The organism is Salinibacterium sp. SWN248 (genome assembly GCF_015864575.1).
In the GTDB taxonomy this organism is placed as follows: Bacteria; Actinomycetota; Actinomycetes; order Actinomycetales; family Microbacteriaceae; genus Rhodoglobus.
On record NZ_JADYWW010000001.1, the window covers coordinates 1,435,730 to 1,460,927 of the forward strand.

The window sequence follows — 25,198 nt, forward strand, 5'->3', positions numbered from 1 at the left end:
CGTTCCTCTAGTTACTCAACCACGCATCGTAGAACGTTGGCGCTGCCACGGGAGGCAACGCCCGGAATCCCTCAACACTCGTGCTGTAGAGGTAATGGTTCTGCTGGTCATAGAGGGGCAGAACATAGAAACCGTCAACAATGATCGACTGAGCCTCGGCGTACAGGTCTTGGCGCTCGCTGGCATCCGATGTTTCGCTGGCCGTCGTGAGGATGGCATCGAGGGCGGGGTCGCTCAGCTGGGCCAGGTTCGCGTAGTAGCCGCTCGGAGCCGGAATGATCGAATCGGAGTGGTACAGGATGCGCAGCACGTCAGCGCCGACCTTCGTGTACGGAGCGCTCACGAGGTTGTACTCGTTCGTGAACAGAGCGCCATACCAGGACGACAAATCTGTCGGCTGCAGGATGACCTCAAAACCGACGTCCTTAGCGGAAGCCTGAATCTGCTCAAACAGTGACTGCTCAGCGGGGATCGACTGGTTCGTGCTGATCGGGAACGTCAGGCTCAGGCGCTCGCCGTCTTTCGTGCGGTACCCGTCGGAGTCGATCGTGTCCCAGCCGGCCTCGTCGAGCAGGGTCTTTGCTGCCTCCGGGTCGGTGGTGAACACGTCTGGGGTCGAGGTGCCCGCGGCTTCGACGCTCGAGAGCACCGAATACGAACGCTCGGCCGTTCCAAAGAACAGGCTCTCGATGCCGGGGTTGACATCCACAGACCGGATGAAGGCTTCGCGCACCCGGATGTCGTCGAACGGCGCCTTGCCCGAGTTCAGTTCGATGCGGTTGGCGGCGCCGGGGCGCGGTGCATCGAGTTCTTCGATGGTGGCCACGTCGGCGGCGGACGAGATGTTGTTGGGCTGCGCGTTATCGATCACGTCAACGTCGCCCGACTGGAGGGCGGCATAGCGGGTGGCGGCATCCGGAATGAAGCGCCACTCAATAGCGTCGAGACGGGCCGCACCGGTGTGCTCGGCGTCAGCGGGAGCCGAGTTGTAGTCCTCGTTGCGTTCGAGGGTGACCGACTGCTGCTTGACCCAGTCGGTCACGATGAAGGGGCCGGTTCCTACAGGGCTCTCACAGTTGGTGGCTTGATCGCGTTCGAGCGCGGTAGGGGACTGGATGCTCACCCACGGCTGCGAGAACGATTCCAGTAGCGCGCTATCGGGTGCTGACAGGGTGAAGCGCACCTGATCGGCGGCGACGGCTTCGATGCCGTCAATCTTGCCCACGGCGAGGTAGCCGGTGGAGGACGCGGTGTCGGGGTCTTTCAAGTGCTCGATGTTCGCTTTGACGGCCTCTGCGTCGAAGGGGGTGCCGTCGGTGAAGTTCACATCGTCTCGCAGCGTGAAGTCCCAGGTGAGTCCGTCTTCGCTCTCGGTCCAGTCGGTGGCGAGCCACGGGATGATTTCGCCGTCATTGTCCTTGGAGACCAGTGACTCGAGGTACTGGGTGCTGATGAGTCCCTGCGGGTAGTTGCCGCCGACGTGCGGGTCGAGGCAGCCAGGCTCGGCATCTCCGGTCGCGTACACGAGCGTGCCTCCGTCAACGGGCTCAGCAGCCGGTTCGCTGGCCGCTGTGCAGCCGGCAAGCAACGCGGCGCTGGCCGCGATCGAGAGGGGGAGTAACAGGATGCGGGGCGCGTTCACGGGGATCCTTTTGTGGGGGAGAAATACTGCTCGGGTGCGAGACACTCAATTATTGTTGAACTGAGTACATTAAGTCCAACTGAGCAAAAAACCGGGCCGGTTTGCCTGAGCAAAACCGACCCGGTTGGTGAAACTAAAAGAGCGAGCGTTAGTCCTGCTTGCGCGAGAACTTGGTGGCGATCTTCCACGTGGTGGGGATCACGGCTGCGGCGATACCTGCCTTGATGAGGCCACCGATGATGAAGGGGTAGAGACCCCAGGCCAGAACCTGCTCGAGCGTTCCGCCGGTCACGATGGCGAGCCACGTGAGACCGAATGCGAAGGTGACGACAGTGCCACCGAGGAACGACAGCGCGGCGCCGAGGAACTTCTTGTCCCAGTCGCGCTGGGCGAGCCAGCCGGTGAAGGCAGCAGCGACGATGAAGCCGATGATGTAGCCGCCGGTGGTGCCAGCAAGAACGCTGATGCCAGAAGAAGCTTCGCTGAAGACGGGGAGCCCGACCACACCGAGCAGTGCGTACAGCGCCATCGAGATCGCTCCACGTGTCGCACCAAGCGAAGCGCCAACAAGCAGCACAGCGAGGGTCTGGCCCGTGATCGGTACGGGGTAGAGCGGAACGACAACTTGGGCCATCACAGCAGTCAGGGCGGCGCCGGCGGCAACGAGCGTGATGTCAGTGGCGAGGCTACGAGAAAAGACGGTGTCGGCGAGCGTGGGCCGGCCGAGGGTCAAAGTGAGAGTCGACACGCGACGCTCCTTTCCTTTGTCTGCGAACTGTGAAGAGCCCAGCCTGAATAGGCGGGTGCCTGAATAACCCTAGTCATAGTTCGCGGGCATCGGTGTGCGCCGCGTGCTAACAAACCTGCTCAGATTTGTGCGATGCGTAACAATCGCGATTCTCACGCCGCCGGAGCGACCGGCGCTGCAACGGCTGTCGCATCGCCGACTATCGGCGGAGCCAAGAACAATGTGCCCTGGATGATGCTCCCCGCAAAGGTGCGCAGCGCTACGAGTACCCAGGCGCCCACAAGAGCTACGAAGCTCACGAGTGCCATCACCTCGAGCACCGCGGAACCGGTAGCCACGGCGAGCACGCTCAGCGCAACCACCATGTTGCCCACGGGGAAGGTGAACGACCACCACGTGAGGCTGAACGGCAGGCCGCGTCGGGCGGTGTGCACGGTCATCGTGATTGCTAGCGCCGTCCAGAGGAGTGCAAAACCTAATGTGGGGACGCCGTAGATGAACCCGAAGAAGCTGAGAGCCTCGGCGAGCTCAGCAGACACCGCGGAGGGGGCGATCGCCCCAAGAACAATCGCGGCCGTAATGGATTGGCCGAGTGGGCCAAGCACAATCCACAGGGTTGGAACCGCTGCGGAGTTGCCCATGTTGTGTCATGCCAGTCGTCCCCAGATCAGCGGGAGGATCACCGCGGTGGCGATCATGCTGAGACCGAACATCGCGTAGCAGGCGATCAGCATCGTCAACCGTGCCTCGCCCTCAGGCAAGAACGGGATCAGCGGTGCTCCGGCTGCTGCCGAGACCAGGGGAGGGACCACGGGCATGATCCAGCCTCCGAACGGCGATTGATCTGTGCCGGATGACGACGTGAAGGTCAAGAACGGGACAATCACGGCGGTGGCGAGGCCAAGGACGGTGCCGATTGACCACAAGATCAGTGCGACGGTGAGCGCGGCATCCGCCCCCATGATGTCGGGGCCGAAGAGCAAAGCACCGGCACCGATAGTCAGAATTGCCAGCGGTGGAGCCCCATAGAAATGAACCATTGCCGGATGCCGGTGGTGCGAAAGCGCGACCTCCCGGTGGGCGATCCAGTGTGCTGCGCTCGCGGCGATCAGCCCAAGGAGCAATACCGTCGCGATCACCCAGACGGTGCTCGCAAACACGTGGAGTTGCGGAGCGATCAGGGGAAGCGTTGCGGCAGCGTTCGCGACGATGCCCGTGCCCATAACGGAGGCAAACCAGTTGGGGCTGATGTGGGAGATCACATCGCGGGGGCTGCTGAGGTCGCGCAACAGCACGCGGCGGCGAGGAATCTGGCTGCTCATGAGTCGTTTCTGAAAGTCGGAGGCGCGACGGGTTCGGCCCACCGGTGCAACCGCGGGTATTCGTGCAGCATTCCCGTAGCCTTGAGCCACCCCGGTGTCGCGCAGCGGTTGTGCGCGGCGACGGGGCATGCCGCGCTTCGTTCTGCAGTGGAGGAACCATGACCGAACTCGTGATCGTTGCCCTCGTGGTGTTCGCCTTCGCGATGGTGTCGCGCAAGCTTGCGCTGTCTCCTTTGACCGCGCCGATGGTCTTTACGGCTGTGGGCATCCTGTTGGGTGTTGTGGGTGCGCGGTGGTTTCAGCTCGACCTCAAGAGCGAGGTCGTCTCGATCCTCGTCGAGGCCACCCTCGTCTTGGTGCTCTTCACGGATGCGGTACGCATCGATCTGCGAGCGTTGCGCAAGCAGATCTTTCTTCCGCTGCGCTTGTTGGGTATCGGCCTGCCGCTCACGATTGTGCTCGGGGCAGTCGCCGCGGCGGCTCTCTTTGGCAAGCTCACCTTCATCGAGGCTGCTCTCATCGCCGCGATTCTGGCGCCGACGGATGCTGCGCTCGGCCAAGCGGTTGTCAGCGATAAACGGTTGCCGGTTCGCCTTCGGCAGGCCCTCAACGTAGAGAGTGGCCTGAACGACGGAATCATGGTTCCGGTTGTCACAGTCTTTCTGGCGATTGCCGCCACCGAAACGGGAGCCGCTTCGGGCGAGAGCTGGGGTCTGTTCGCGGCTCAGCAAATTGGGTTCGGGGTCATCTTCGGTGGGGTTGTCGGAGTACTTGGCGGGTGGTTGTTGAGCCGAGCGTCGAGCGCCGGATTTGTTGACGGCATTTACCGCCAGCTGGCGACCATTGCCATCGCGGTCGCAGCGTTTGCGAGCGCCGGTGTTGTTGGCGGCAATGGATTTATTGCCGCGTTCGTGGCCGGTCTCGCGTTTAGTGCGGTTGCTCGCGACCACTGCGAGGATGTTCAAGACTTCACTGAAGACGGGGGGGAGTTGCTCAGCTCGATCACGTTCTTGGTGTTCGGCGCGGTACTCGCAGCACCGATCCTCACCTCGCTCACGTGGCAGATCGCGCTCTACGTGGTGCTGTCGTTGACGGTGGTGCGCATGGTGCCCGTTCTGATTGCGTTGGCCTGGTCAGGAACCCGCTTCGAGACACGGCTCTTCATCGGCTGGTTCGGGCCGCGGGGGCTTGCCTCGATTCTGTTCGCGCTGCTGGTGTTCGATGAGCTGAGCGGGTCCGTGGCCGACACTGTGTTCTCGGTAGCCGTGTGGACGATCCTCGTCAGTGTCTTTGCGCATGGCGCGACGGCAAGCCCGTGGACCGCGCGACTTGCGCGCCGTCTGAGTTCGGCTCCGGCATCCGCGGCCGAGATGAAGCATGTGCAGGAGATGCCGGCACGTCGTCGGTTCTGAGGCGCACGGTGATCCACCGAGAGCGCGCTTGTGCTAGTCCAACTAGAACAATTATGATGGCGTCATGCTAGTTCGAGTGGATCCCGCGTCCGAGACGCCGCTCTTCGAGCAACTCGCGGCGAGCATCCGCCAATCTGTTATCGACAAGACGGTCACAGCAGGGGAGAGGCTCCCCAGCGCACGAGAACTAGCCAGCTCTCTCGGCGTCAACATGCACACCGTCTTACACGCCTACCAAGAATTGCGCGACGAGGGATTCATCGAACTCCGCCGTGGTCGTGGAGCAATCGTTGCCGCCACCGCCCAGAGCTACGATTCGCTCGCCGACGGCATCACCGCTGTTGTTGCTGAAGCGCGCGCCCACAAGGTTTCACTCGCTACTCTTACCGCCCTCATCCGAGAGGAATACCAATGACCCTTCCCGCCGAGAATGTTTCGCCCCAACTCACGCGAAACCGCCGTCTGATCATCGTGATCGGCGTGGTGATCCCGCTGCTCATTACTATGGCCGCGGCCTTCGTCATGGCGCTCTGGGTTCCCGAGCTGCCGAACCCCGTAGCCTCGCACTGGGGAACCTCTGGACCCGATGGCTATTCCACGGTGGGTAGTGTCATCGCCCTTCCGCTGCTGATGACTCTGGTCTTCGCCGGCCTTGCCGCGTTCGCGAGTTGGAAGGGCGCGCCCAACGGTGGCATGCTCTGGGCGCACAAAATCATGGTGGCGGCATCCGTCTTCCTCTCCATTTCTCTGAGTGTGACCGCGGCCGGGTCGCTCGCCGTGCAGCGCGGGCTCGAGAACGCCGAGAATGCTCCGGCGATCGCAGGCATTGCGCTTGTGGCTTTCCCGATCGCGTTTGTTATGGCCGTGTTCGCCTGGCTCATGCTTCCGCCTGCCGAGTACATCAAGTCGACCTCGGTTGCCGCGCAGCCGATCAAGGGCAGCGTGACGCAGCGCGTTCATTTCTCCAGCACCACTCGCGTAGGAACCGGAGTTGTCGTGGTGGCTGCTGTTGCACTCGGGGCTCTCGGAATCGCGCTGGGTATACAGGCGGTCAGCAACCCCGCTGAACTCTTGCTGCCGGCCGTTATCGGCCTCGTTGTGATGGCACTCGCCGTGAGCACCTTGTCGTGGCGCGTGACCATTGACCAGCGTGGACTGCGGGTTCGTTCCGCCTTCGGTTTTCCTCGGGCGACAATTGCGCCCGACCAGATCGCGTCCGTTGCCACGGTCGAAGTGAACCCCATCGGCGAGTTTGGTGGCTACGGCTGGCGTTGGGCTCCCGATGGTCGCAGCGGCATCGTGCTTTCCAAGGGTGAAGCCCTCGAGGTGACGCGCACGAATGGCAAGAAGTTCATCGTCACGATGCACGATGCGCAACTTGCCGCAGAAGCGCTCGCCACGGTCGCCAAGAAATAGCGCTCAACGGCAAGCTAACTCGCGTATCATGGGGGCACACGCTATGAACCGGCTATCACCGGGGAGCGTTCGGAAGAAACCATCTCAACTTCAGCTTCGGCGGGGGAGCAGGCGGCGGTAGAACCGAACGGGTAAGCCCGTTACAGCGATATGAGTGGTGTGCCTCCGGGTGCATAAGCGGGGTGGTACCGCGGCTGAAAGGTCGTCCTCGTGCAGATTATTCGCACCTACGTACCACTGGAGCCTCATGTCGTATCCCCGCCACAGCTCAGACGATTCCGTCGCGCCGTCCCCGAAGTTTCCGGCGATCGAAGAGCAAGTGCTCTCGTACTGGAAGGCAGACGGCACTTTTCAGGCATCCATTGATCAGCGTGAAGGCGCCGATGAGTGGGTCTTCTACGACGGCCCTCCTTTTGCCAATGGCCTCCCGCACTACGGTCACCTGCTGACTGGCTACGCCAAAGACCTCTTTCCGCGCTACCAGACCATGCGCGGCAAGCAAGTGCACCGTCGCTTCGGCTGGGACACCCACGGACTCCCCGCTGAACTCGAAGCGATGCGCCAGCTCGGCATCACCGAGAAGAGCCAGATCGAAGAGATGGGCATCGACAAGTTCAATGCCGCCGCTCGCGAATCGGTGCTCAAGTACACCGGCGAATGGCAAGAGTATGTGACGCGCATGGCGCGTTGGGTCGACTTCGAGAACGACTACAAGACGCTCGACGTCAACTTCATGGAGAGCGTCATCTGGGCGTTCAAGCAGCTGCACACAAAGGACCTCGCCTACGAGGGTTTCCGAGTGCTGCCCTACTGCTGGAATGACGAAACCCCGCTTTCCAACCACGAGCTGCGCATGGATGACGACGTCTACAAGATGCGTCAAGACCAGACCGTCACGGTCACGTTCCCGCTCGACGGTGTGAAGGCAGAAGCGCTGGGGCTCACCGGCGTAAAGGCTCTTGCCTGGACGACCACCCCGTGGACGCTCCCCACCAACCTTGCTCTCGCTGTCGGCCCCGACATCGACTACGCGATTCTGCCTGCCGGCCCGCTCGGTGCTGGCGACGGTTCGGAACAGGGCTCCGCCCAGTTCATGCTCGCGGGCGACACCATCGCGGCTTATGCGAAAGAACTCGGCTACGAGACCGCTGAGGAAGCTCTCGCTGCAGTCACGCGCACTATCAAGGGTGCCGAACTCGCGGGCGTTCGCTATGACCGCCTCTGGGATTTCTATGCGGATGCCGAAACGTACGGCACCGAAAACGCGTGGCAGTTCTTGGTCGCCGACTACGTTGCCACCGGTGAAGGTACTGGCATCGTGCACCAGGCGCCCGCCTACGGTGAAGATGACCAAAATGTGTGTGCCGCTGCCGGCATCCCCGTTGTTATCTCGGTTGACGATGGTGGCAAGTTCTTGCCGTCGGTGCCGCCCGTTGAAGGCATGCAGGTGTTCGATGCCAACAAGCCGCTCACGAAGTTGCTGCGCGAAGAGGGCCGCCTGCTCAAGGTTGCCAGCTACGAGCACTCCTACCCGCACTGCTGGCGCTGCCGCAATCCACTGATCTACAAGGCTGTGTCGAGCTGGTTCGTCAAGGTCCCGGAGTTCCGCGACCGCATGGGCGAGCTCAACCAGGAGATCAACTGGGTTCCCGAGAACGTCAAGGAAGGGCAGTTCGGCAAGTGGGTGAGCAATGCCCGCGACTGGTCGATCAGCCGCAACCGCTATTGGGGTTCACCGATCCCGATCTGGAAGAGCGACAACCCTGACTTCCCGCGCGTGGATGTCTACGGTTCCCTGGCCGAGATCCAAGCGGACTTCGGCCGCCTGCCTCTCAACCACGAGGGCGAGCCCGACCTGCACCGCCCGTTTATCGATGAGCTGACGCGCCCGAACCCCGACGATCCGAGTGGTCAGTCGACGATGCGTCGCATCGAAGACGTGCTCGACGTGTGGTTCGATTCGGGCTCGATGCCGTTCGCTCAGGTTCACTACCCGTTCGAGAACCAAGAGTGGTTCGACACCCACAGCCCGGCCGACTTCATCGTGGAATACATCGGTCAGACTCGCGGATGGTTCTACACCCTCCACACGCTCTCGACGGCGTTGTTCGACCGCCCTGCCTTCTCGAACGTCATCAGTCACGGCATCGTGCTGGGCAATGACGGCCAAAAGATGTCGAAGAGCCTGCGCAACTATCCGGATGTCTCCGAAGTCTTCGAGCGTGACGGTGCTGACGCGATGCGTTGGTTCCTGATGTCGAGCTCGGTGATCCGTGGCGGAAACCTCATGGTCACCGAAGAGGGCATCCGTGATGGTGTTCGCCAGATGCTGCTGCCGCTGTGGAGCACGTACTACTTCTTCACTCTCTACGCCAACGCTGCCGATAACTATGAGGCGAGCTGGCGCACCGATTCGACACACGTTCTCGACCGCTACTTGCTCGCTAAGACGCGAGAGCTGATCGAGGATGTCACCGTTGAGCTCGACGCACTCGACAGCCCCATGGCAGCGGCCAAGCTCCGCGACTTCGCCGACGTGCTCACCAACTGGTACGTGCGTCGCAGCCGTGACCGCTTCTGGAGCGGCGACGACAAGGATGCCTTCGACACTCTCTACACGGTCCTGGAGACCGTCGCGCGAGTTGCTGCCCCGCTGCTCCCGCTCGTCTCCGAGGAGATGTGGCGCGGCCTCACGAACGGCCGTAGCGTTCACCTCACGGACTGGCCTGACGCCTCAGCGTTCCCTGCTGACCACGATCTGGTTGCAACGATGGACCGTGTGCGCGAGATCGCCTCGAGCGGACTTGCTCTGCGCAAGGCGCGCAGCCTGCGCGTTCGACTGCCGCTGGCTTCGCTGACGGTCGTGAGCGACACTCCCGCAGCCCTCGCACCGTTTAGCGACATCCTTCGCGATGAGCTCAACGTCAAGGTTGTGAAGTTTGACGCTCTCGAAGAGGGTTCGTTGGAGAGCTTCGGCATCACCAAGAAGCTCACCGTCAACGCTCGGGCTCTCGGCCCGCGCGTCGGCAAGCAAGTGCAGCAGGTCATCAAGGAGGCCAAGGCCGGCAACTGGGAGACCACGGCCGACGGTGTTTCCGTCGACGGGATGCCGCTGGAAGCCGGCGAATACGAACTCCAGATGGAAGCGGCCGATGAGGCCAGCGCAATCGCGTTCCTCTCCGAGGGTGGCTTTGTGATCATTGACACTCAGCTCACTCCGGAACTCTCAGCGGAGGGCCTCGCGCGCGATGTCATCCGTGCGATTCAGGATGCCCGCAAGGCGGCAGGATTCGACGTGAGCGACCGCATCTCTCTGACGATTGGTGCGCTAGACCCCGCCGACCACGAGGCCATCGGATTCCACAGCGCCATGATTTCCTCAGAAACGCTTGCAGCGCAATCCACCGTTCAGGCCTTCGCGAATGACCTCGAAGAGGGCACACTAGAGGTGCACCGCACGCAACTCGCGGCAGGAAAATACGCCAATATCGGCGCGCTGGTGATCGACATCACCAAGATGGGAACGACCAATGTCTGACCGCGATGATGAACTCGGCAACGACGGCCAATTCGATGAAAACGGCGACCCCATTGAGGCGTCGCTGACCGACGAAGAACGCGCCGAACTCGGCCCGGAGCATCCCCTCGCCGACCTCAGCCCTTTTGCTGATGGTTTTGAGGGCACGAACATCGACGAGGATTCAGACTTCGAACTCGAAGACACTGAATACCTCTCGGATGCCGACAACGTGTTCGAAGAACTGCTTGCGCGAGTGGGGGAGCAGGCGCCTCAACCGCGTCTCGAAGCAACTCGTCGCGCCGTCGAGTTGATCGGCGACCCGCAGCGCACTTACCCCGTTATTCACATCACGGGCACGAACGGCAAGACTTCCACGAGTCGCATCGTCGAGAGCATTCTGCGCGCCTACGGGCTGCGCACAGGGCTCATGACGAGTCCGCATCTGGTGCGCGTCAACGAGCGCATCGTGATTGATGGCCGGGCGATTTCGAACCGGGCACTGGCCGAGAACTGGGCTGACATCCGTCCGTTCCTGCTCATGGTCGATGCCGAGCTGATGGCCAAGGGCGAAGAAGCGCTCACCTACTTTGAGGCGCTGACTGTGTTGGCATTCGCGAGCTTTGCGGATGCTCCTATCGATGTGGCCATTCTTGAGGTTGGCATGGGCGGCGAGTGGGATTCTACGAACGTCGCCGACGGTCAAGTTGCCGTGTTCACGCCGATTGCGCTCGATCACACGCATCGTTTGGGCACGACAATCGCGCAGATTGCGCGCACCAAGGCGGGCATCATCAAGCCGGCTGCCGCGATCGTGTCGGCTATTCAGTCGTCGGATGCTCAGATCGAGTTGGAGCGCGCCGCAGACCTTACCGAGTCCACAATTGGTGTCGAGGGCGATGCTTTTGAACTCCTCAGCAGCAACGTTGCCGTGGGTGGCCAACTTATTTCGGTGCGGGGACTCGCAGGCACCTACTCTGATCTGTTCATGCCGCTGTTCGGTGAGTTCCAGGGGCACAACGCCGCGCTCGCTATTGCTGCCGTCGAGTCGTTCTTGGGCGCTGGCAGCCAGGCGCTCGTTCACGATGTGCTCGCTGAGGGCCTCGCTACCGTCGCGTCGCCGGGGCGACTGCAGGTTATTGGTGCGGAACCCACCGTGATTGTGGATGCCGCTCATAACCCGCATGGGGCAGCGGCTCTCGCCGTGGCGCTCAAGGAATACTTCACCTTCGAAGACATCGCTTTTGTCATCGCTGTTGTCGACGACAAGGATGCTGCCGGCATCGTGGAGGCTCTTGCCCCCATTGCTAATCGCTTCTATGTGACGGCATCGCAGTCTGACCGGGCCGTTCCTCCGGAGGAACTCGTTGAGACCGTTCGCGCGTTTACCGATGAGACCACCGATTTTGATTCCTTTGCTGAAGCAATGGAGTTGGCGCGCAGCTGGGCGGCAGAAAACGAACGCCGGGCGGTCGTCGTGACCGGTTCCATCACTCTTGTTGGCGAGGCTCTTGCTCTCGCTGAGGCAGAGGGCTGGAAGCCGTGACCTCCGCACCCACGGTTCGCCGAAAGCGCACCGTCACCGAACTGCTGCTGAGCATCGTGTTGGTGCTCGATGCCACGCTGATCTTCTTCGTAGCGCTCACGGCGTTCGGGCTCAAAGCCCTCGCTCCGGCCCCGGCGTTCATCGGGGGAGCAGTTCTGATCGTCGTGTTCGTCGCGCTTGCCCGGATGCTGCACCGCCCGGGGGCCCTCTGGGTCGGTTGGGCGCTGCAGGTCGGTCTCATTGCTCTTGGTTTCATCCTCACGCCGATGTTTTTCGTGGGGGCAGGTTTCGCTGGCATCTGGATCTATTGCTTCATCAAGGGCCAGCAACTCGACCGCGCCAAGGCCGAAATTCTTAACACCCAGTCCATGACCACCCCCTCTGAGGAGACACAATGAACATCGAAGAGACCCTTGTACTGATCAAGCCTGACGGCGTTGCTCGCAATTTGACCGGTGAAATCCTTCGCCGTATTGAGGCCAAGGGCTACCAGCTCGTTGACGTGCGTCTCGTGCAGGCGGATGTCGACCTTCTGTCGCAGCACTACGCCGAGCACGAAGGCAAGCCGTTCTACGAGCCGCTGCTCGACTTCATGCAGTCGGGGCCGACGGTCGCGCTGCGCATCGCGGGCAACCGTGCGATCGAGGGATTCCGTTCTCTCGCGGGCACGACCGACCCAACCACGGCAGCTCCCGGAACTATCCGTGGAGACCTCGGTCGCGACTGGGGCCTGGCTGTTCAGCAGAACCTCGTACACGGCAGTGACTCGCCTGAGTCCGCAGCGCGTGAGCTTGCACTCTGGTTCGCCTAAATCGCTTTCCTGAACTCTTATAGCTCTCACGGGCAAGCGACGGATTAGCGCGGCATTCTCAGCGGCTAAACCGTTCAACCCACAACACAATGGCGAGGGCCTGACAACCGTCAGGCCCTCGCCATTGTTGTGTTCCCCTGGGGGAATATGTCCTACAGGTAGGACAGAGCGTCGAGTCGAATCTGGGCGACAATCGCGATGATGATGTAGCCAACAATCGTGATCACAGGGACCCAGCTGTAGGCGGTGCTGGCGGCCTTGCGGAGCGAACGGGGAGCGCGAATCGCGCCTACTTTGATGTTGCGCAGTGTCACAGCCCAAAACATGGGGATCGTGACCGACCACACAACCATGCACCAGGGGCACAGCGTGCCGAGGTTGAAAATGCTCTGGTAGGCGAGCCAGAGAATGAACGCGAAGGCGCCTGCTGCTCCGATGTTGAAGGTGACCCAGAACCAACTATTGAAGCGCGCTCCGGCGAGTATTGCGGCGCCGACTACAACTGGCGCCATGAACGCCACCAGTCCAATGATGGGGTTGGGGAAGCCGAACAACGCGCCCTGTGCTGACTCGAGGTTGGCTGCGCACTGCACCACGATGCTGAAGTCGCAACTCAATACGGCATCCGGATTTTCGAGCACATGGAGCTTCTCCAGTGTGAGCTGGAACGACGCCCAGAGCCCCACAAGCCCAGCGAATATCAGAAAAATAGCGAGGGCAATGGGCCTGTTGCGAACCCCGGAAGCAGTCATGCTGGGATTATCGCACGCGCGTCAGGCTCACTTTCTGAGAATGCATGCGATAATGAAGCGTAGTTATTCCGAGCCGCGCTCGGAACAACACCAAGAAGTCTTCCCGGGCATAGCGACCGGACCAGTTGCGCAACGCTAGTTGTGTGAGTCGGATAGCCAGTTCCGAAGTGCTGTGAGAGAGCACAACTGCAACGCGAGCCACGGGCCCGTTGCAGGACCTGAAGAATTAGTAGCGGTTCCTGAACCATAGGTTTGGTGGGGGAATAGCGCACGAGAGAGTACCCGGTGGGTGGCGCGGTCGCCTACAAGGGCTAGGAGTACACCAGCAATGGTGAATGAAAGCAATAATTCGAAAGATGTTCCCAAGAAGAAGGGCCTTTTCGGCCGTATTCTTCCTTCGGCAAAAGCGCCGGTAGAGAAGCCAGCGGCACAGAAGCCGCCGGTCGACTCACCCGTCGCTGACGCTCCGGTCGCCGCGAGTGAGCCCCGTGCAGCGAAGTCTTCTCAGCGTCCCGCTGCGAAGACGGCAAGCGAACACCTTGGTCGCGAGGTCCCAGATGCCGTCACCGGCATGAAGGCTGAAACTGCGAGCGAGCCCACGGCCGCGAACTCCGAGGCAACCGCGCCAGCTGCAGCTAAGGCAGACGTGAACGCAGACGCAAAGGCCGGTTCACCAGCTCCCGCACGCTCACGCTCACGCAAGAGCCCGGCCGCTAAGACACCGGCCGAAAAAGCGAAGACCGAGAAGGTAACGACCGCGAAGGCAGCTCGACTGACGCCGCCGTCGACGACGTCGCTGCTCTTTCAGGCACCTGATCTTCCCGACCTGCCAGAGCTTCCGGCCCGGTCGTCGCGTTCGCGCAACGACAACAATGCTGGCTCTGACAACCGCAGCACTGACAACCGCGACGGTCGGGACAACCGCAGCAAAGACGACAGCGATAGCCAAGACGAAGCGGGCAACGTTCGCCGTCGCTCACGTCGTCGTTCTGGTGAGGATGCTCGTCCCGGTGACGAGTCGCCCAACACCGTTGTGCGCGTTCGCCAGCCTCGCAAGCAGGCAGAGCCCAGCAATGAACCCACTCGCGTCAAGGGCTCCACTCGCCTTGAGGCGAAGAAGCAGCGCCGCCGTGATGGCCGTGATGCTGGTCGTCGTCGTCCCGTAGTAACGGAGAGCGAGTTCCTCGCGCGCCGTGAAAGCGTCGACCGCGTCATGGTGGTCCGCTCGAAGTTTGATCGCATCCAGATTGGTGTTCTCGAAGACGGCGTCTTGGTCGAACACTATGTAGCGAAGGCTCAAGACGCGAGCCTCATCGGCAACGTCTATCTCGGTCGCGTTCAGAACGTTCTGCCCAGCATGGAAGCAGCCTTTGTCGACATCGGGCGTGGCCGCAACGCTGTGCTCTACTCCGGTGAAGTCGATTGGGATGCTGCCGCTGAGAACTCTGCTGATGGCAAGCCGCAGGCTCGCCGTATTGAGCTCGCGCTCAAGCCAGGTGACCGCGTTCTTGTTCAGGTTACAAAAGACCCGGTAGGCCACAAGGGTGCCCGACTCACGAGTCAGGTTTCTTTGCCCGGTCGTTACCTCGTCTACGTTCCCAATGGTTCGATGAGCGGCATCAGCCGCAAGCTGCCCGACACGGAGCGTTCGCGTCTCAAGAAGATCCTCAAGGGTGTTCTTCCCGAGAACGTCGGTGTCATTGTGCGCACCGCCGCGGAGGGCGCGACTGAGGAACAGCTCACGCTCGACGTGAACCGTTTGACTAACCAGTGGGCTGACATCAGCGCGCAGGTTGAGAACGCTCAGAACCAGGGCCCAGCATTGCTGCACTCTGAGCCTGACCTTCTGATCAAGATCATTCGTGATGTATTCAACGAAGACTTCCACAAGCTTGTTATCGAGGGTGACGACGCTCGCAAGACAATTGAGGGCTACGTTCGTTCGGTCGCACCTGACCTGCTCGATCGTCTGCAGGCTCACGAGGGAACCGTTGACTCCTTCGAGGAGTACCGCATTTCTGAGCAGATCGAGAAGGCTCTCGACCGCAAGGTGTGGTTGCCCTCGGGCGGTTCGCTCGTCATTGACCGCACGGAAGCGATGACGGTCGTTGACGTCAACACCGGCAAGTTTGTCGGCTCCGGCGGCAACCTTGAAGAGACCGTCACCAAGAACAACGTCGAAGCTGCGGAAGAAATCGTTCGCCAGCTGCGTCTGCGTGACATTGGTGGAATCATCGTGGTCGACTTCATCGATATGGTTCTCGAGTCCAACCGTGACCTCGTTTTGCGTCGCCTCGTGGAGTGCTTGAGCCGTGACCGCACGAAGCACCAGGTTGCTGAAGTGACGTCACTCGGTCTCGTGCAGATGACACGTAAGAAGCTTGGTCTTGGCCTGCTTGAGACGTTCAGCGAGAACTGTGAAGTGTGTGCTGGCCGCGGTGTTGTCGTTCATCACGACCCCGTCACTAAGCACCGCTCGCAGCCGACACAGAACGAGCAGGCTGGCGGTGGACGCCGTGGTCGCAACCGTGGCGGCAACAACAACTCCGGCGGTTCGAACAGCAACTCGGGCAACTCGAACGGCAACAACGGCAACAACAACGGCAACGGTGGTGGATCGCAAACCCAGCAGTCCAACAACTCCGCGAAGACTGCTGCTCCGTCTTCGGCTCCCAGCAATGGCACGCACGCGATCACTGAAGACGTGCGCAACGCGCTTGCTCGTGTCGCCGCGAGCACTGTGGTTCCCACCGTCGAGAACTCGGCGAGTGAAACTCCAGCAGTGGATGCCGCGGCATCCGCTCCCGCAGCGACAGAGACAGCGGCGGCTCCCGAGCCCAAGAAGTCACGACGCAGCAAGGGCGGAAACAAGTCATCTCAGCCCGCTCAGCGCGCGAGTGACGCTGTCGAGCCGGCCGCCGAAGCTTCTGTTGCCATTTTCGACATTCCCATCACGAAGACTGAGAGCTCGACTCCCAAGATCAGCACGCAGGATGCGGAGCAGATTCTGGGTTCGGTTCTCGAGGCTCTTCCTGAGCCCAAGCAGCCTGGTCACGGCAAGGCTCGCGGTTCACGTCGCGCCAGCAGCCAGGGAAAGATTGTTACCGCAACGCCGACTGACGACAACTAGTTATTCGACACTCGGCACTTTAGTAGTTTCGAGTTTGTAAGGTTTATCCGTGAGCACCACTTTGCCAGCGAGCGTCGATGATCACCATCATCAGCATGATCATCGGCCTCGCCGCTCACGCAACCGTTGGTTGTGGCTGGCTATCGGCACGATCGGTGTCGCGGCAATCTTCGCGCTGCGAGCGTTCACTGGAGAGCTAGAGTCCGTCGGCGTCCCGGGTCTCACCGCTGATCTCCTCACCCTGGCGACGAGTGTCATCATCGAGTCGCTGCCGTTCGTTGTGCTCGGCATCCTGCTGTCAATCGTGGTGCAGACGTGGCTTCCGGATGACCTGCTGATGCGGTATTTGCCGCAACGTCCGGTGTTGCGTCGGGCCGCAATCTCGCTATTCGGTATTGCGTTACCCGTGTGTGAATGCGGCAATGTTCCACTGGCTCGCGGGCTTATCCTCAAGGGCTTCTCAGTGCCCGAGTCGATGACGTTCCTGTTGGCGGCGCCGATTATCAACCCGATCACGATTGTGACGACTCATCAGGCTTTCGGCTTCGATGATGGCATCCTCGTGGGGCGAATTCTTGGTGGCCTTGCGATCGCCAACATCGTGGGTTGGCTCTTCAGCTTGCACCCGCAGCCCAACGCGATGCTCACTGGTCGTTTCGCTCAGCAGTGTGCGGTGGGTTCTCACGGGCCCCGTCAGTCACGCACAGAAAAAAGTCTCGACATTTTCATGCGCGAGTCCAGCGTGCTCATGCCAGCGGTGTTCATCGGCTCGCTCATCGCGGGCGCCATTCAGGTTGCGGTACCGCGAGACGTCTTGGTGTCGCTCGGTAGCAATCCACTCTGGTCGATTCTCGCAATGATGGCGCTGGCGTTCGTGATCTCAGTCTGTTCCAGCGTTGATGCGTTCTTTATTTTGCCCTTTGCCAGCACCTTCATGCCCGGTTCGATCGTGACGTTCCTGGTGTTCGGACCGATCATCGACATCAAGATGCTGGCCATTATGCGCACTACCTTTACGGCCAAGGTGCTGCTGCAGCTATCGCTTGTCGTTGCCCTGATGAGTGCCTGTATCGGATTGGTGATCAACTATGTGGTCTAGCCTCCAACGCTGGTGGGGCGTCATCCTGATTCTCGTGGCCGTAAGCGCCACGGTGTGGCTTGGGGCGACTCAGCAGCTTGTTCTCTACATTCACCCCCGCTATGTGGTGTTCACGGTAGTTATGGCGGCTCTCGCGCTCGTGATGGGTGTGCTGAGCCTCGCAATCCGTCCGGCTAACACCGAAGAAGCGGTGGCTCCGCGCGGGTGGTCGCGGGTTGTTGGGGGAGTAGCGCTGCTTCTTTCTGGTGCAATCGCTCTCACGTTGGTCATTGTGCCTCCGACGACGCTGTCGAGTGCTACCGCAAGTCAGCGCGACATTGTTGGTTCCACGGTGGGCAGTGATAGTCAGAACGTGGATGAGGTCGCGAATGCCGACGATGAACTCATCGCGAGTTTCACAGTCGTAGATTGGTCGTCCTTGCTCCGTCAAACAAGCGATCCGAATTTCTATTCGAACAAGACGGCGGATGTCGTGGGCTTCATCACGGCCAGCGAAGATGATCCCGCCAACATTTTCTATCTCTCGCGCTTCACCGTCACGTGCTGCGCGGTTGACGCGCAGCCCACGGGTGTTGCCGTCTACGCCCCAGACTGGGCGAACGAGTTCGACGTTGATGCGTGGGTGGAGATCACCGGCTCTTTTGAGATCAACCCGAGTTCGCGCAGCGATCTGGCGCTCGTCCTTGTTCCGGAGACGATGACTGTTGTGGAGCGGCCGAGTGAGCCATATCTCTATTAGTGCACGCCCTCCGGAGACGGAGCACAGCATCCACTCGTTCCGGCGAACTTTCGCATGGACGATTGCTGTGCTGTTGGTGCTGTGCGGAATCTTTCTCGGGCTGGGGTACCTGCAGGGACCCAAGTTGTCGAGCGCTCAGGTCGACGTGGATGCGGTGGTGTCATCGTCAGATCAAACGTTGCGTCTCTTTGCGAACCAGACTCTCGCTGCTGTGGACTCTGACGCGGTCACTGTTGATCCGGATGTCGCGGCAACGGTGTCGAGTGAGGGCGACCTGATCTCGGTGCAGTTCGCGGAAGCGTTGGACTACAACACGGAGTACACGGTGTCGGTAGACGACGTCGTGAGTCCCTCTGGTGGGTCTGAGTCCACGCTGAGTTATTCGTTCACGACGGGAGAGCCGACGCTCTACTACCTTGACCGTGGCGTACCGAGCGACGAGATCGTGCAGACCGGAATGAGTTCGCAGGAGCGCACCGTGGTGTACTCGGGCGAAGGCATCCAAGAGTTCGTGCCGGTGGGGGACGTGTTTGCGGTTACGACCGCGGCTGCTGATCGCACTGGAACCCTCACGCTCGTGAACCCCGACACGGGAATCACAGAACAAGTGTTACTTCCCGAGGTCGGTGAAGTCGCAGATCTGGATGCGGCCCGCTCGGGTTCACTCTTAGGTTTCACGATTTCGAGTCTCGATCCGGGACCAATTCCCACGGTCTCGCACACTCTGTACACGATGGATGTTAATCGTGGCCGTGACGTCGTAGCCGTAACTGACTTGGATGGCGACCCCATGCGGGTCGTTGGCTGGCAATTTGTGCCTGGTTCGTCCACGATTGTGGCGCTCACGACTGAGAGCACGCTCGTGCGGGTCGATACGGCATCGGGCTTGGTGGTGCCGCTCGGTGGCTACTTCGAGTTCGATCGTGTCTCGGCTGACGGCTCAAACGTGGTGGTCGTTGATCCGCGTGGCAGTGCGGCGGTCGCACTCTCCGACGGTACCGAGTTGCGTTTGAACCCGTCGACAATCGATGGTGAGCAGCCTTTCTTGGGGCAAACCGATGCGGATGCTGCAGGAAACCTGGTTGCCAAGATGGTGTTGGTGGATGCCGACGGCGGCTCGTTCAGCAGTGTGCTGGCTTTCGATGACGGTGAGGCTTCGCGCATCCTGTACCAAACGGTTGATGACAAGGGTGCAATTTTGGACTTCCACGTGTCGCCAAACAACCAGTTTGTGGCGGTTGAGGTGCAACCGAACGTCTCGAACTTCGACTCAGATGAGTATGTGAAGAATCCGCGTCCGCAGAGCGTGACGACCTACCTTGTGGAGATTGCGACGGGCGCGGTGACGCGCAGTGTTGAGGGATTCGGGCTCGTGTGGCGCTAGGTTCGTCCTATGGCAGCGATTTCTGACCTCAACGAGTTAGTTGCGTCAATGGAGCCTCATCTCAACGAGGGCGTCTTCGTGTTCGCGACGGTGGGCTCGCTGGCGGAGGTCGACGAGTCTTCGATTGTGGCGCTGATGCGGGAGCCTGAGGGGCTTTCTGTCGTGATGTCCGAGGCGGATGCCGGGCGTCAGGGCATCGCGCATGAGTTCCGCTCGTCGTGGATCACACTTACGGTCACGTCCGCTCTCGAAGCTGTGGGGCTAACGGCAGCGTTTGCGCAGGCGCTCGGTGATGTTCAGATCAGCTGCAACGTCATCGCCGGACGTCACCACGACCACATCTTCGTACCCACTGATTCGACGGATGCCGCCCTTGCGGCGCTACGCGGACTGCAGGTGTCCGCTCGTTAGGTGGGCCGCAAATGGCCTGGCGCGCGTCTCAGGAGCGTGCTGACTATTTCGCTGGTCGGTCGCGTTGGGCTACGCGCAGCCCGCTCGCTTCGAGCCTGCGCACGAACTCGCGCACGCCGACGGGTTGCGCTCCGAGAGTGACGAGCTGCGTCCACATGCGGGCAGGTACGTCGTAATGGTCGAGGTCGAACCCGCGGCGGGGGATGCCGGCCCGGCTCGCAAACTCGTGCAATTCGTCGAGTGATACGTCGCTGACGATGTGCGCCCAGACCGTGTCGTGGGCTGGCCAAATTGGCTGGTCGATCAACACGGTCATACTGTGAGCCTAATTGACGGCGAATCGTGAGGTGGAGGTTTTGACCCAGTGCCCATTCGCAACGTACTATGGACTCTGCTGCACCCGAGTTGTGGTTCCGATCGTCGAGATCGTGACCAATGTTGGTGTACACGTTCTCGTTTTCGTCGGGTCAAGATCATGATTGATTCAGTCGAAAGCTACTGCAGCGTGTCGTTTGACCGGGAGTGCCCACGTCGAGTATTGTTGATCCTTGGCGTGTGCTGGGCAAAGCCCGCAGAATTCGCCACAAGCTTCAGTAGTTCTAGCTATTCAATCGTTAAGTAAGGGTCAAAAGTGGTTTACGCAGTTGTGCGCGCCGGTGGGCGGCAGGAGAAGGTAGAGGTCGGCACGATTGTCGTTCTCGACCGCATCGCAGCCGACAAGAACGGCAATGTTGAGCTCGCTCCAGTTCTGTTCGTTGACGGCGACAAGATCACTCACGACGCCAAGGCGCTTGAGAAGATCAAGGTCGTTGCCGAGGTATTGAACGATGAGCGCGGTCCCAAGATCGTTATCCAGAAGTTCAAGAACAAGACCGGCTACAAGGTTCGCCAGGGTCACCGTCAAGAACTGACCCGTATCAAGATCACCAGCATCAAGTAACTGCTGACGGACGTAAAGGACTTCTAGACAGATGGCACATAAAAAGGGCGCAAGCTCCACCCGTAACGGCCGCGATTCCAACGCACAGCGCCTCGGCGTAAAGCGCTTCGGCGGCCAAGAGGTTCTCGCCGGCGAAATCATCGTTCGCCAGCGTGGCACTCACTTCCACCCCGGCGTTAACGTCGGCCGTGGCGGCGACGACACTCTGTTCGCTCTCGCACCGGGCGCCGTTCAGTTCGGCGCAAAGGGCGGCCGCAAGGTCGTCAACATCGTTTCCGCGTAACTTTCCGCGGCATTTCCACGCAGCCTGCTTGCAGGCACGCGTTACAGCGAAGAGCGAGCTTCGGCTCGCTCTCGCCATTTAAGATGGCACTACAGGCCAGTCATTAGCTCACGAGAACAGGAGGAACCATTGTGGCATCGTTCGTCGACCAGGTAACCCTTCATCTCCTAGCAGGCCATGGTGGCAATGGGTGTGTTTCGGTCAAGCGCGAGAAGTTCAAGCCTCTCGCCGGCCCCGACGGTGGCAAGGGCGGTGACGGTGGAGACATCGTTCTCGTCAGTGACCCGCAGGTAACAACACTTCTTAATTACCACCGCTCACCGCACCGCAAGTCTCAGCACGGTCAGCCCGGTCAGGGTGACCACAAGGCGGGCACCGCCGGCGCAGAGCTGCTGGTTCCTGTTCCCGTCGGCACTGTGGTCCGTGATGCTTCCGGTGAAGTTCTCATCGACATGGATGCCCCGGGAATGCGACTGATCGTTGCTCCCGGTGGTCAGGGCGGACTCGGCAACGCTGCGCTGTCATCCACGAAGCGCAAGGCTCCTGGATTCGCGCTGCTCGGCACGCCTGGCTTTGAGGGCGATATTCACCTCGAACTCAAGACTGTTGCTGATGTCGCACTCGTCGGTTATCCCTCCGCGGGAAAGTCGAGTCTGATCGCCGCCATGAGCGCGGCTAAGCCCAAGATCGCTGACTACCCCTTCACGACTCTCCACCCCAACCTCGGTGTGGTTGAGTCTGGCGAGGTCCGCTACACGATCGCTGACGTTCCCGGTCTTATCGAGGGTGCCAGCGAAGGCAAGGGGCTCGGCCTCGAGTTCCTGCGCCACGTTGAGCGCTGTACTGCTCTGTTGCACGTCCTTGACTGTGCAACTTTGGAGCCCGGTCGCGACCCCATCACTGACCTCGATGTCATTCTTGGTGAGCTTGCGGCGTATCCCGTTCCCGAGGGGCAGAAGCCTCTCCTGGAGCGCGAACAGATCATCGCCCTCAACAAGGTCGATGTTCCTGAGGGCAACGAACTTGCTGACATGGTCAAGGCTGAGCTCGAGGGCCGCGGTTACCGCGTCTTTGAAGTCTCGGCAGTCTCCCGCCACGGTCTCCGTGAACTTTCTTTCGCCTTGGCAGCACTCGTGCTCGCCGACCGTGAAGCCCGCATCTCTGAGCCGGCCAAGGAGCGCATTGTCTTGCGTCCCCGCGCCGTGAACGCGAAAGACTTCGCGGTCAAGGTCGAGGGTGGCACCTACGGCAACATCTACCGCGTGGTGGGCGATAAGCCCGAACGTTGGGTTGCCCAGACAGATTTCACCAACGAAGAAGCCGTGGGCTACCTCGCTGACCGTCTCGCACGCCTCGGCGTTGAAGACGATCTCTTCAAGGCGGGCGCTGTTCCCGGTTCTACCGTCATCATCGGTGCTGGCGGAGGCGTTGTCTTCGACTGGGAGCCGACGTTGTCCTCTGCCGCAGAATTGATTGTCGCGCCGCGTGGTACTGACCCGCGACTCGACGACAACCCCCGCGAGACCAACCGCAGCCGCCGCCGCAACTACCTTGAGCGCATGGATGCCAAGGCCGCTGCACGTGCGGAGCTTGAGGGCGAGCGCGAAGCTGGCGTGTGGCAAGACGATGAAGGTTTCGCTATTCAGCGTGACGATGAGCCGGAGGATCGTGACTAACAAGCCCACCGTGCGCGCCGAGATTCCTCGTGCGCGCCGCATCGTTGTCAAAGTCGGCTCTTCGTCGGTGAGCGGTGCCAACGTGGGCCAGATCGGTGCTCTAGTTGATGCTCTCGTGTCAGCTCATGCCACCGGTTCTGAAGTCATTCTTGTATCATCCGGCGCAATCGCCACCGGCATCCCTTTCTTGAAATTGGATGGTCGGCCGACCGATCTCGCGACCCAACAAGCCGCGGCTGCCGTGGGCCAAAACGTGCTCATCTACCGCTACCAAGAGAGCTTCGACCGCTACGGCGTTGTCGCCGCGCAAATCTTGTTGACGGCGGGGGACATGGAAAGCCCCACCCACCACAGCAATGCTCAGCGCGCGCTCGAACGGTTGCTTGGGCTGAAAATCCTGCCCATCGTGAACGAGAACGACACAGTCGCAACCCACGAGATCCGCTTTGGTGACAACGATCGCCTTGCCGCGCTCGTCTCGGTGTTGGTTCGAGCAGATGTGCTCGTGTTGCTGTCGGACATTGACGCGCTGTACACGAAGCCGCCGTCTGAGCCTGGAGCTGAGCGCATAGACGTGGTGTCGTTCGCGAATGACCTCAGCGATGTCACTTTTGGCGACATCGGTGCGGCTGGAGTCGGAACCGGAGGCGCGGGAACGAAGGTTGCTGCTGCCAAGCATGCTGCGGCGGCTGGCATCCCGGTATTACTCGCTGAAACAGGCAGCGTCGCTGCCGCTCTGGCGGGGGAGTCGATCGGGACCTGGTTCGAGGCAGACCCCGCCGCTCTGTAGCTGCCGCCGTAGTTTGCGCTGTAGTCATCGCCGCGTAACGTTCGAGTGGGGTGGATGAGCGCCGCTACACTCTGATCATGGGTGATTCAGTAGCAACCGCGCTTTCTATTGACAACAAACTTCACGCCGCACGTGCCGCATCGCGCACTCTGGCGACCGTTACTACGGTGCAGAAGAATGCCGCGCTCGAAGCCATTGCGGCCGGTGTGGTTGCTCACGCCGACCGAATTGTTGAGGCGAACGCGCGAGACCTCGAACGTGGTCGCAGCAACGGCATGACCGTGGGGCTCCAAGACCGACTTCGGTTGACCCCGGAACGAATCGCGCAGCTCTCTGCAGCAGTGCTCGAAATCGTTGAGCTTGCTGATCCGGTCGGCACCGTTGTGCGCGGCTCAGTACTGCCCAACGGGCTTTCGGTGGCGCAAACACGTGTGCCTTTTGGTGTCGTCGGGGCGATCTACGAAGCTCGACCCAATGTCACGATCGATATCGCTGCCCTCGCGCTCAAGAGCGGTAACGCTGTGCTCCTTCGGGGTGGCTCGGCTGCCGAAGACTCCAACCGCGTGCTCGTAGAGGTTATTCAGTCTGCGTTGTCGAGCGTCGGCATCGACCCGGCATCCGTCCAGACCGTCGACGAATTTGGCCGCGAGGGGGCTAAAGCGTTGATGCAAGCCCGTGGCTTTGTCGATGTGCTGATTCCGCGCGGAAGCGCTCAGCTCATCCAGGCCGTCGTTACGGAGTCGACAGTTCCCGTGATCGAGACCGGAGCGGGAATCGTCCACATTTTCTTGGATGAGTCTGCCGACGAGACCACCGCGGTTGAGATCGTGCACAACGCGAAGGTTCAGCGACCCAGCGTCTGTAATGCGCTTGAGACACTCCTTGTGCACGAGGCCGCCGCTGAACGACTGATTCCTGCGGTGCTGGCGCGGTTGGCCGAGGCAGGCGTCACGATTCATGCTGATGAGCGCACTCGCGAGCTGTTCCCGTCGGCAGAGATCGCCGACGCCGACGCGTGGTCAGTCGAGCACTTGAGTTTGGATGTCGCGGTGCGGGTCGTCGCCGACCTCGATGCTGCGATCGAGCACATCGACGCCTACTCCACGAAGCACACGGAATCGATCATCACGAATGATCTCGCGAATGCGGATCGCTTCCTTGCAGAAGTGGACTCCGCCGTGGTCATGGTCAATGCCTCCACCCGCTTTACCGACGGTGCGGAGTTTGGTTTCGGTGCCGAAGTGGGCATCTCGACCCAGAAGCTGCACGCGAGAGGCCCGATGGGGTTGCCGGAACTTACGAGCACCAAGTGGGTTGTGCGCGGCAGCGGTCAAGTCCGCGGCTAGACTGTTAGTGGTTTTGTGAATGGAGATCTGATGTCGATTTTTCTGAACGTTCTTGCGTCGAGCGAAGAGCTTGCGCCTCTCGTGCTGCCTGCACTTGCTTTCCCTCTCATTGCGGCGGTCGTGTTGACGACTCTCGGTTTCGTCACGTGGAGCTTCCGTGATGTTGCGAACCGTCATGTGGCTAAGCCGGCGAAGGCTGGCGACGCTCACGGCGCGGGCCACTAAGGCCTTTTT

The 25,198-nt window shown here is 60.9% G+C and carries 22 protein-coding genes and 1 pseudogene; 18 read left to right on the forward strand and 5 right to left on the reverse strand.

Annotated features, from left to right (window positions below; all coding sequences use genetic code 11):
- Positions 1–7: 7 nt before the first annotated feature.
- The 3 genes and pseudogenes from I6E73_RS06900 to I6E73_RS06910 form a co-directional block, all read right to left on the reverse strand.
- Positions 8–1,642, reverse strand: coding sequence for an ABC transporter substrate-binding protein (locus I6E73_RS06900; RefSeq protein ID WP_197124111.1), 1,635 nt, complete (start codon positions 1,640–1,642; stop codon positions 8–10).
- 148 nt (positions 1,643–1,790) lie between these two features.
- A complete protein-coding gene (locus tag I6E73_RS06905; RefSeq protein ID WP_100388731.1) occupies positions 1,791–2,390 on the reverse strand; it encodes a biotin transporter BioY in 600 nt (199 codons plus the stop codon).
- Positions 2,391–2,542: 152 nt separating this feature from the next.
- Positions 2,543–3,841: pseudogene (locus I6E73_RS06910) on the reverse strand (TDT family transporter).
- Positions 3,842–3,870: 29 nt separating this feature from the next.
- Between I6E73_RS06910 and I6E73_RS06915 the strand changes: the two are divergent.
- The 7 genes from I6E73_RS06915 (at position 3,871) to ndk (ending at position 12,414) form a co-directional block, all read left to right on the forward strand.
- Positions 3,871–5,124 (forward strand): sodium:proton antiporter, encoded by a 1,254-nt coding sequence (locus tag I6E73_RS06915; RefSeq protein WP_197124113.1) that lies wholly within the window; start codon positions 3,871–3,873, stop codon positions 5,122–5,124.
- Between the two features lie 64 nt (positions 5,125–5,188).
- Positions 5,189–5,539 carry a GntR family transcriptional regulator gene (locus I6E73_RS06920; protein WP_197124116.1) on the forward strand — a complete coding sequence of 117 codons (351 nt, stop codon included), beginning with the start codon at positions 5,189–5,191 and terminating at the stop codon, positions 5,537–5,539.
- On the forward strand, positions 5,536–6,540 hold the full coding sequence (locus tag I6E73_RS06925; RefSeq protein ID WP_197124118.1) for a DUF1648 domain-containing protein: 1,005 nt from the start codon (positions 5,536–5,538) through the stop codon (positions 6,538–6,540). The genes I6E73_RS06920 and I6E73_RS06925 overlap by 4 nt, the downstream gene beginning before the upstream one ends.
- A gap of 247 nt (positions 6,541–6,787) precedes the next feature.
- Positions 6,788–10,078, forward strand: a complete 3,291-nt coding sequence (gene ileS, locus I6E73_RS06930; RefSeq protein WP_197124120.1) for an isoleucine--tRNA ligase — start codon at positions 6,788–6,790, stop codon at positions 10,076–10,078.
- Positions 10,071–11,603: a folylpolyglutamate synthase/dihydrofolate synthase family protein gene (locus I6E73_RS06935; protein WP_197124122.1), complete on the forward strand. Its 1,533-nt coding sequence runs from the start codon at positions 10,071–10,073 to the stop codon at positions 11,601–11,603. Before ileS ends, I6E73_RS06935 begins: the two co-directional genes overlap by 8 nt.
- The gene (locus tag I6E73_RS06940) at positions 11,600–12,001 is read left to right on the forward strand and encodes a DUF4233 domain-containing protein (protein ID WP_197124124.1); all 402 of its coding nucleotides are present in this window, start codon (positions 11,600–11,602) and stop codon (positions 11,999–12,001) included. Before I6E73_RS06935 ends, I6E73_RS06940 begins: the two co-directional genes overlap by 4 nt.
- Positions 11,998–12,414, forward strand: coding sequence for a nucleoside-diphosphate kinase (gene ndk, locus I6E73_RS06945; RefSeq protein ID WP_009772535.1), 417 nt, complete (start codon positions 11,998–12,000; stop codon positions 12,412–12,414). The genes I6E73_RS06940 and ndk overlap by 4 nt, the downstream gene beginning before the upstream one ends.
- 152 nt (positions 12,415–12,566) lie before the next feature.
- Here ndk and I6E73_RS06950 read toward each other — a convergent pair whose 3' ends face one another.
- Complete coding sequence (locus I6E73_RS06950) at positions 12,567–13,166, reverse strand: vitamin K epoxide reductase family protein (protein ID WP_197124126.1); 600 nt, start codon at positions 13,164–13,166, stop codon at positions 12,567–12,569.
- A gap of 328 nt (positions 13,167–13,494) precedes the next feature.
- Between I6E73_RS06950 and I6E73_RS06955 the strand changes: the two genes are divergently transcribed.
- The 5 genes from I6E73_RS06955 to I6E73_RS06975 are packed head-to-tail and all read left to right on the forward strand — an operon-like array spanning position 13,495 to position 19,929.
- Entirely contained in the window at positions 13,495–16,296 is a 2,802-nt protein-coding gene (locus tag I6E73_RS06955) for an Rne/Rng family ribonuclease (protein ID WP_197124128.1), read from the forward strand.
- 49 nt (positions 16,297–16,345) lie between these two features.
- On the forward strand, positions 16,346–17,395 hold the full coding sequence (locus I6E73_RS06960) for a permease (protein WP_307784245.1): 1,050 nt from the start codon (positions 16,346–16,348) through the stop codon (positions 17,393–17,395).
- On the forward strand, positions 17,385–18,134 hold the full coding sequence (locus tag I6E73_RS06965; RefSeq protein ID WP_197124130.1) for a TIGR03943 family protein: 750 nt from the start codon (positions 17,385–17,387) through the stop codon (positions 18,132–18,134). The genes I6E73_RS06960 and I6E73_RS06965 overlap by 11 nt, the downstream gene beginning before the upstream one ends.
- The gene (locus I6E73_RS06970) at positions 18,115–19,518 is read left to right on the forward strand and encodes an Ig-like domain-containing protein (RefSeq protein ID WP_307784246.1); all 1,404 of its coding nucleotides are present in this window, start codon (positions 18,115–18,117) and stop codon (positions 19,516–19,518) included. Before I6E73_RS06965 ends, I6E73_RS06970 begins: the two co-directional genes overlap by 20 nt.
- Positions 19,519–19,527: 9 nt before the next feature.
- Positions 19,528–19,929: an ACT domain-containing protein gene (locus I6E73_RS06975; protein WP_197124132.1), complete on the forward strand. Its 402-nt coding sequence runs from the start codon at positions 19,528–19,530 to the stop codon at positions 19,927–19,929.
- A gap of 43 nt (positions 19,930–19,972) precedes the next feature.
- Here I6E73_RS06975 and I6E73_RS06980 read toward each other — a convergent pair whose 3' ends face one another.
- Positions 19,973–20,245 carry a DUF4031 domain-containing protein gene (locus tag I6E73_RS06980; protein WP_197124134.1) on the reverse strand — a complete coding sequence of 91 codons (273 nt, stop codon included), beginning with the start codon at positions 20,243–20,245 and terminating at the stop codon, positions 19,973–19,975.
- Positions 20,246–20,560: 315 nt separating this feature from the next.
- Between I6E73_RS06980 and rplU the strand changes: the two genes are divergently transcribed.
- From rplU to I6E73_RS07010, 6 genes are all read left to right on the forward strand, one after another.
- Positions 20,561–20,869: a 50S ribosomal protein L21 gene (rplU, locus tag I6E73_RS06985; protein WP_009772527.1), complete on the forward strand. Its 309-nt coding sequence runs from the start codon at positions 20,561–20,563 to the stop codon at positions 20,867–20,869.
- Positions 20,870–20,900: 31 nt separating this feature from the next.
- Complete coding sequence (gene rpmA, locus I6E73_RS06990) at positions 20,901–21,152, forward strand: 50S ribosomal protein L27 (protein WP_197105879.1); 252 nt, start codon at positions 20,901–20,903, stop codon at positions 21,150–21,152.
- 131 nt (positions 21,153–21,283) lie between these two features.
- Positions 21,284–22,828 (forward strand): GTPase ObgE, encoded by a 1,545-nt coding sequence (gene obgE, locus I6E73_RS06995; RefSeq protein WP_197109811.1) that lies wholly within the window; start codon positions 21,284–21,286, stop codon positions 22,826–22,828.
- Positions 22,821–23,618, forward strand: a complete 798-nt coding sequence (proB, locus tag I6E73_RS07000) for a glutamate 5-kinase (RefSeq protein WP_307784247.1) — start codon at positions 22,821–22,823, stop codon at positions 23,616–23,618. Before obgE ends, proB begins: the two co-directional genes overlap by 8 nt.
- A gap of 77 nt (positions 23,619–23,695) precedes the next feature.
- Positions 23,696–24,964, forward strand: a complete 1,269-nt coding sequence (locus tag I6E73_RS07005) for a glutamate-5-semialdehyde dehydrogenase (RefSeq protein ID WP_197124136.1) — start codon at positions 23,696–23,698, stop codon at positions 24,962–24,964.
- A 30-nt stretch (positions 24,965–24,994) separates the two neighbouring features.
- On the forward strand, positions 24,995–25,189 hold the full coding sequence (locus I6E73_RS07010; protein WP_197105876.1) for a hypothetical protein: 195 nt from the start codon (positions 24,995–24,997) through the stop codon (positions 25,187–25,189).
- The last annotated feature ends 9 nt before the right edge of the window (positions 25,190–25,198 follow it).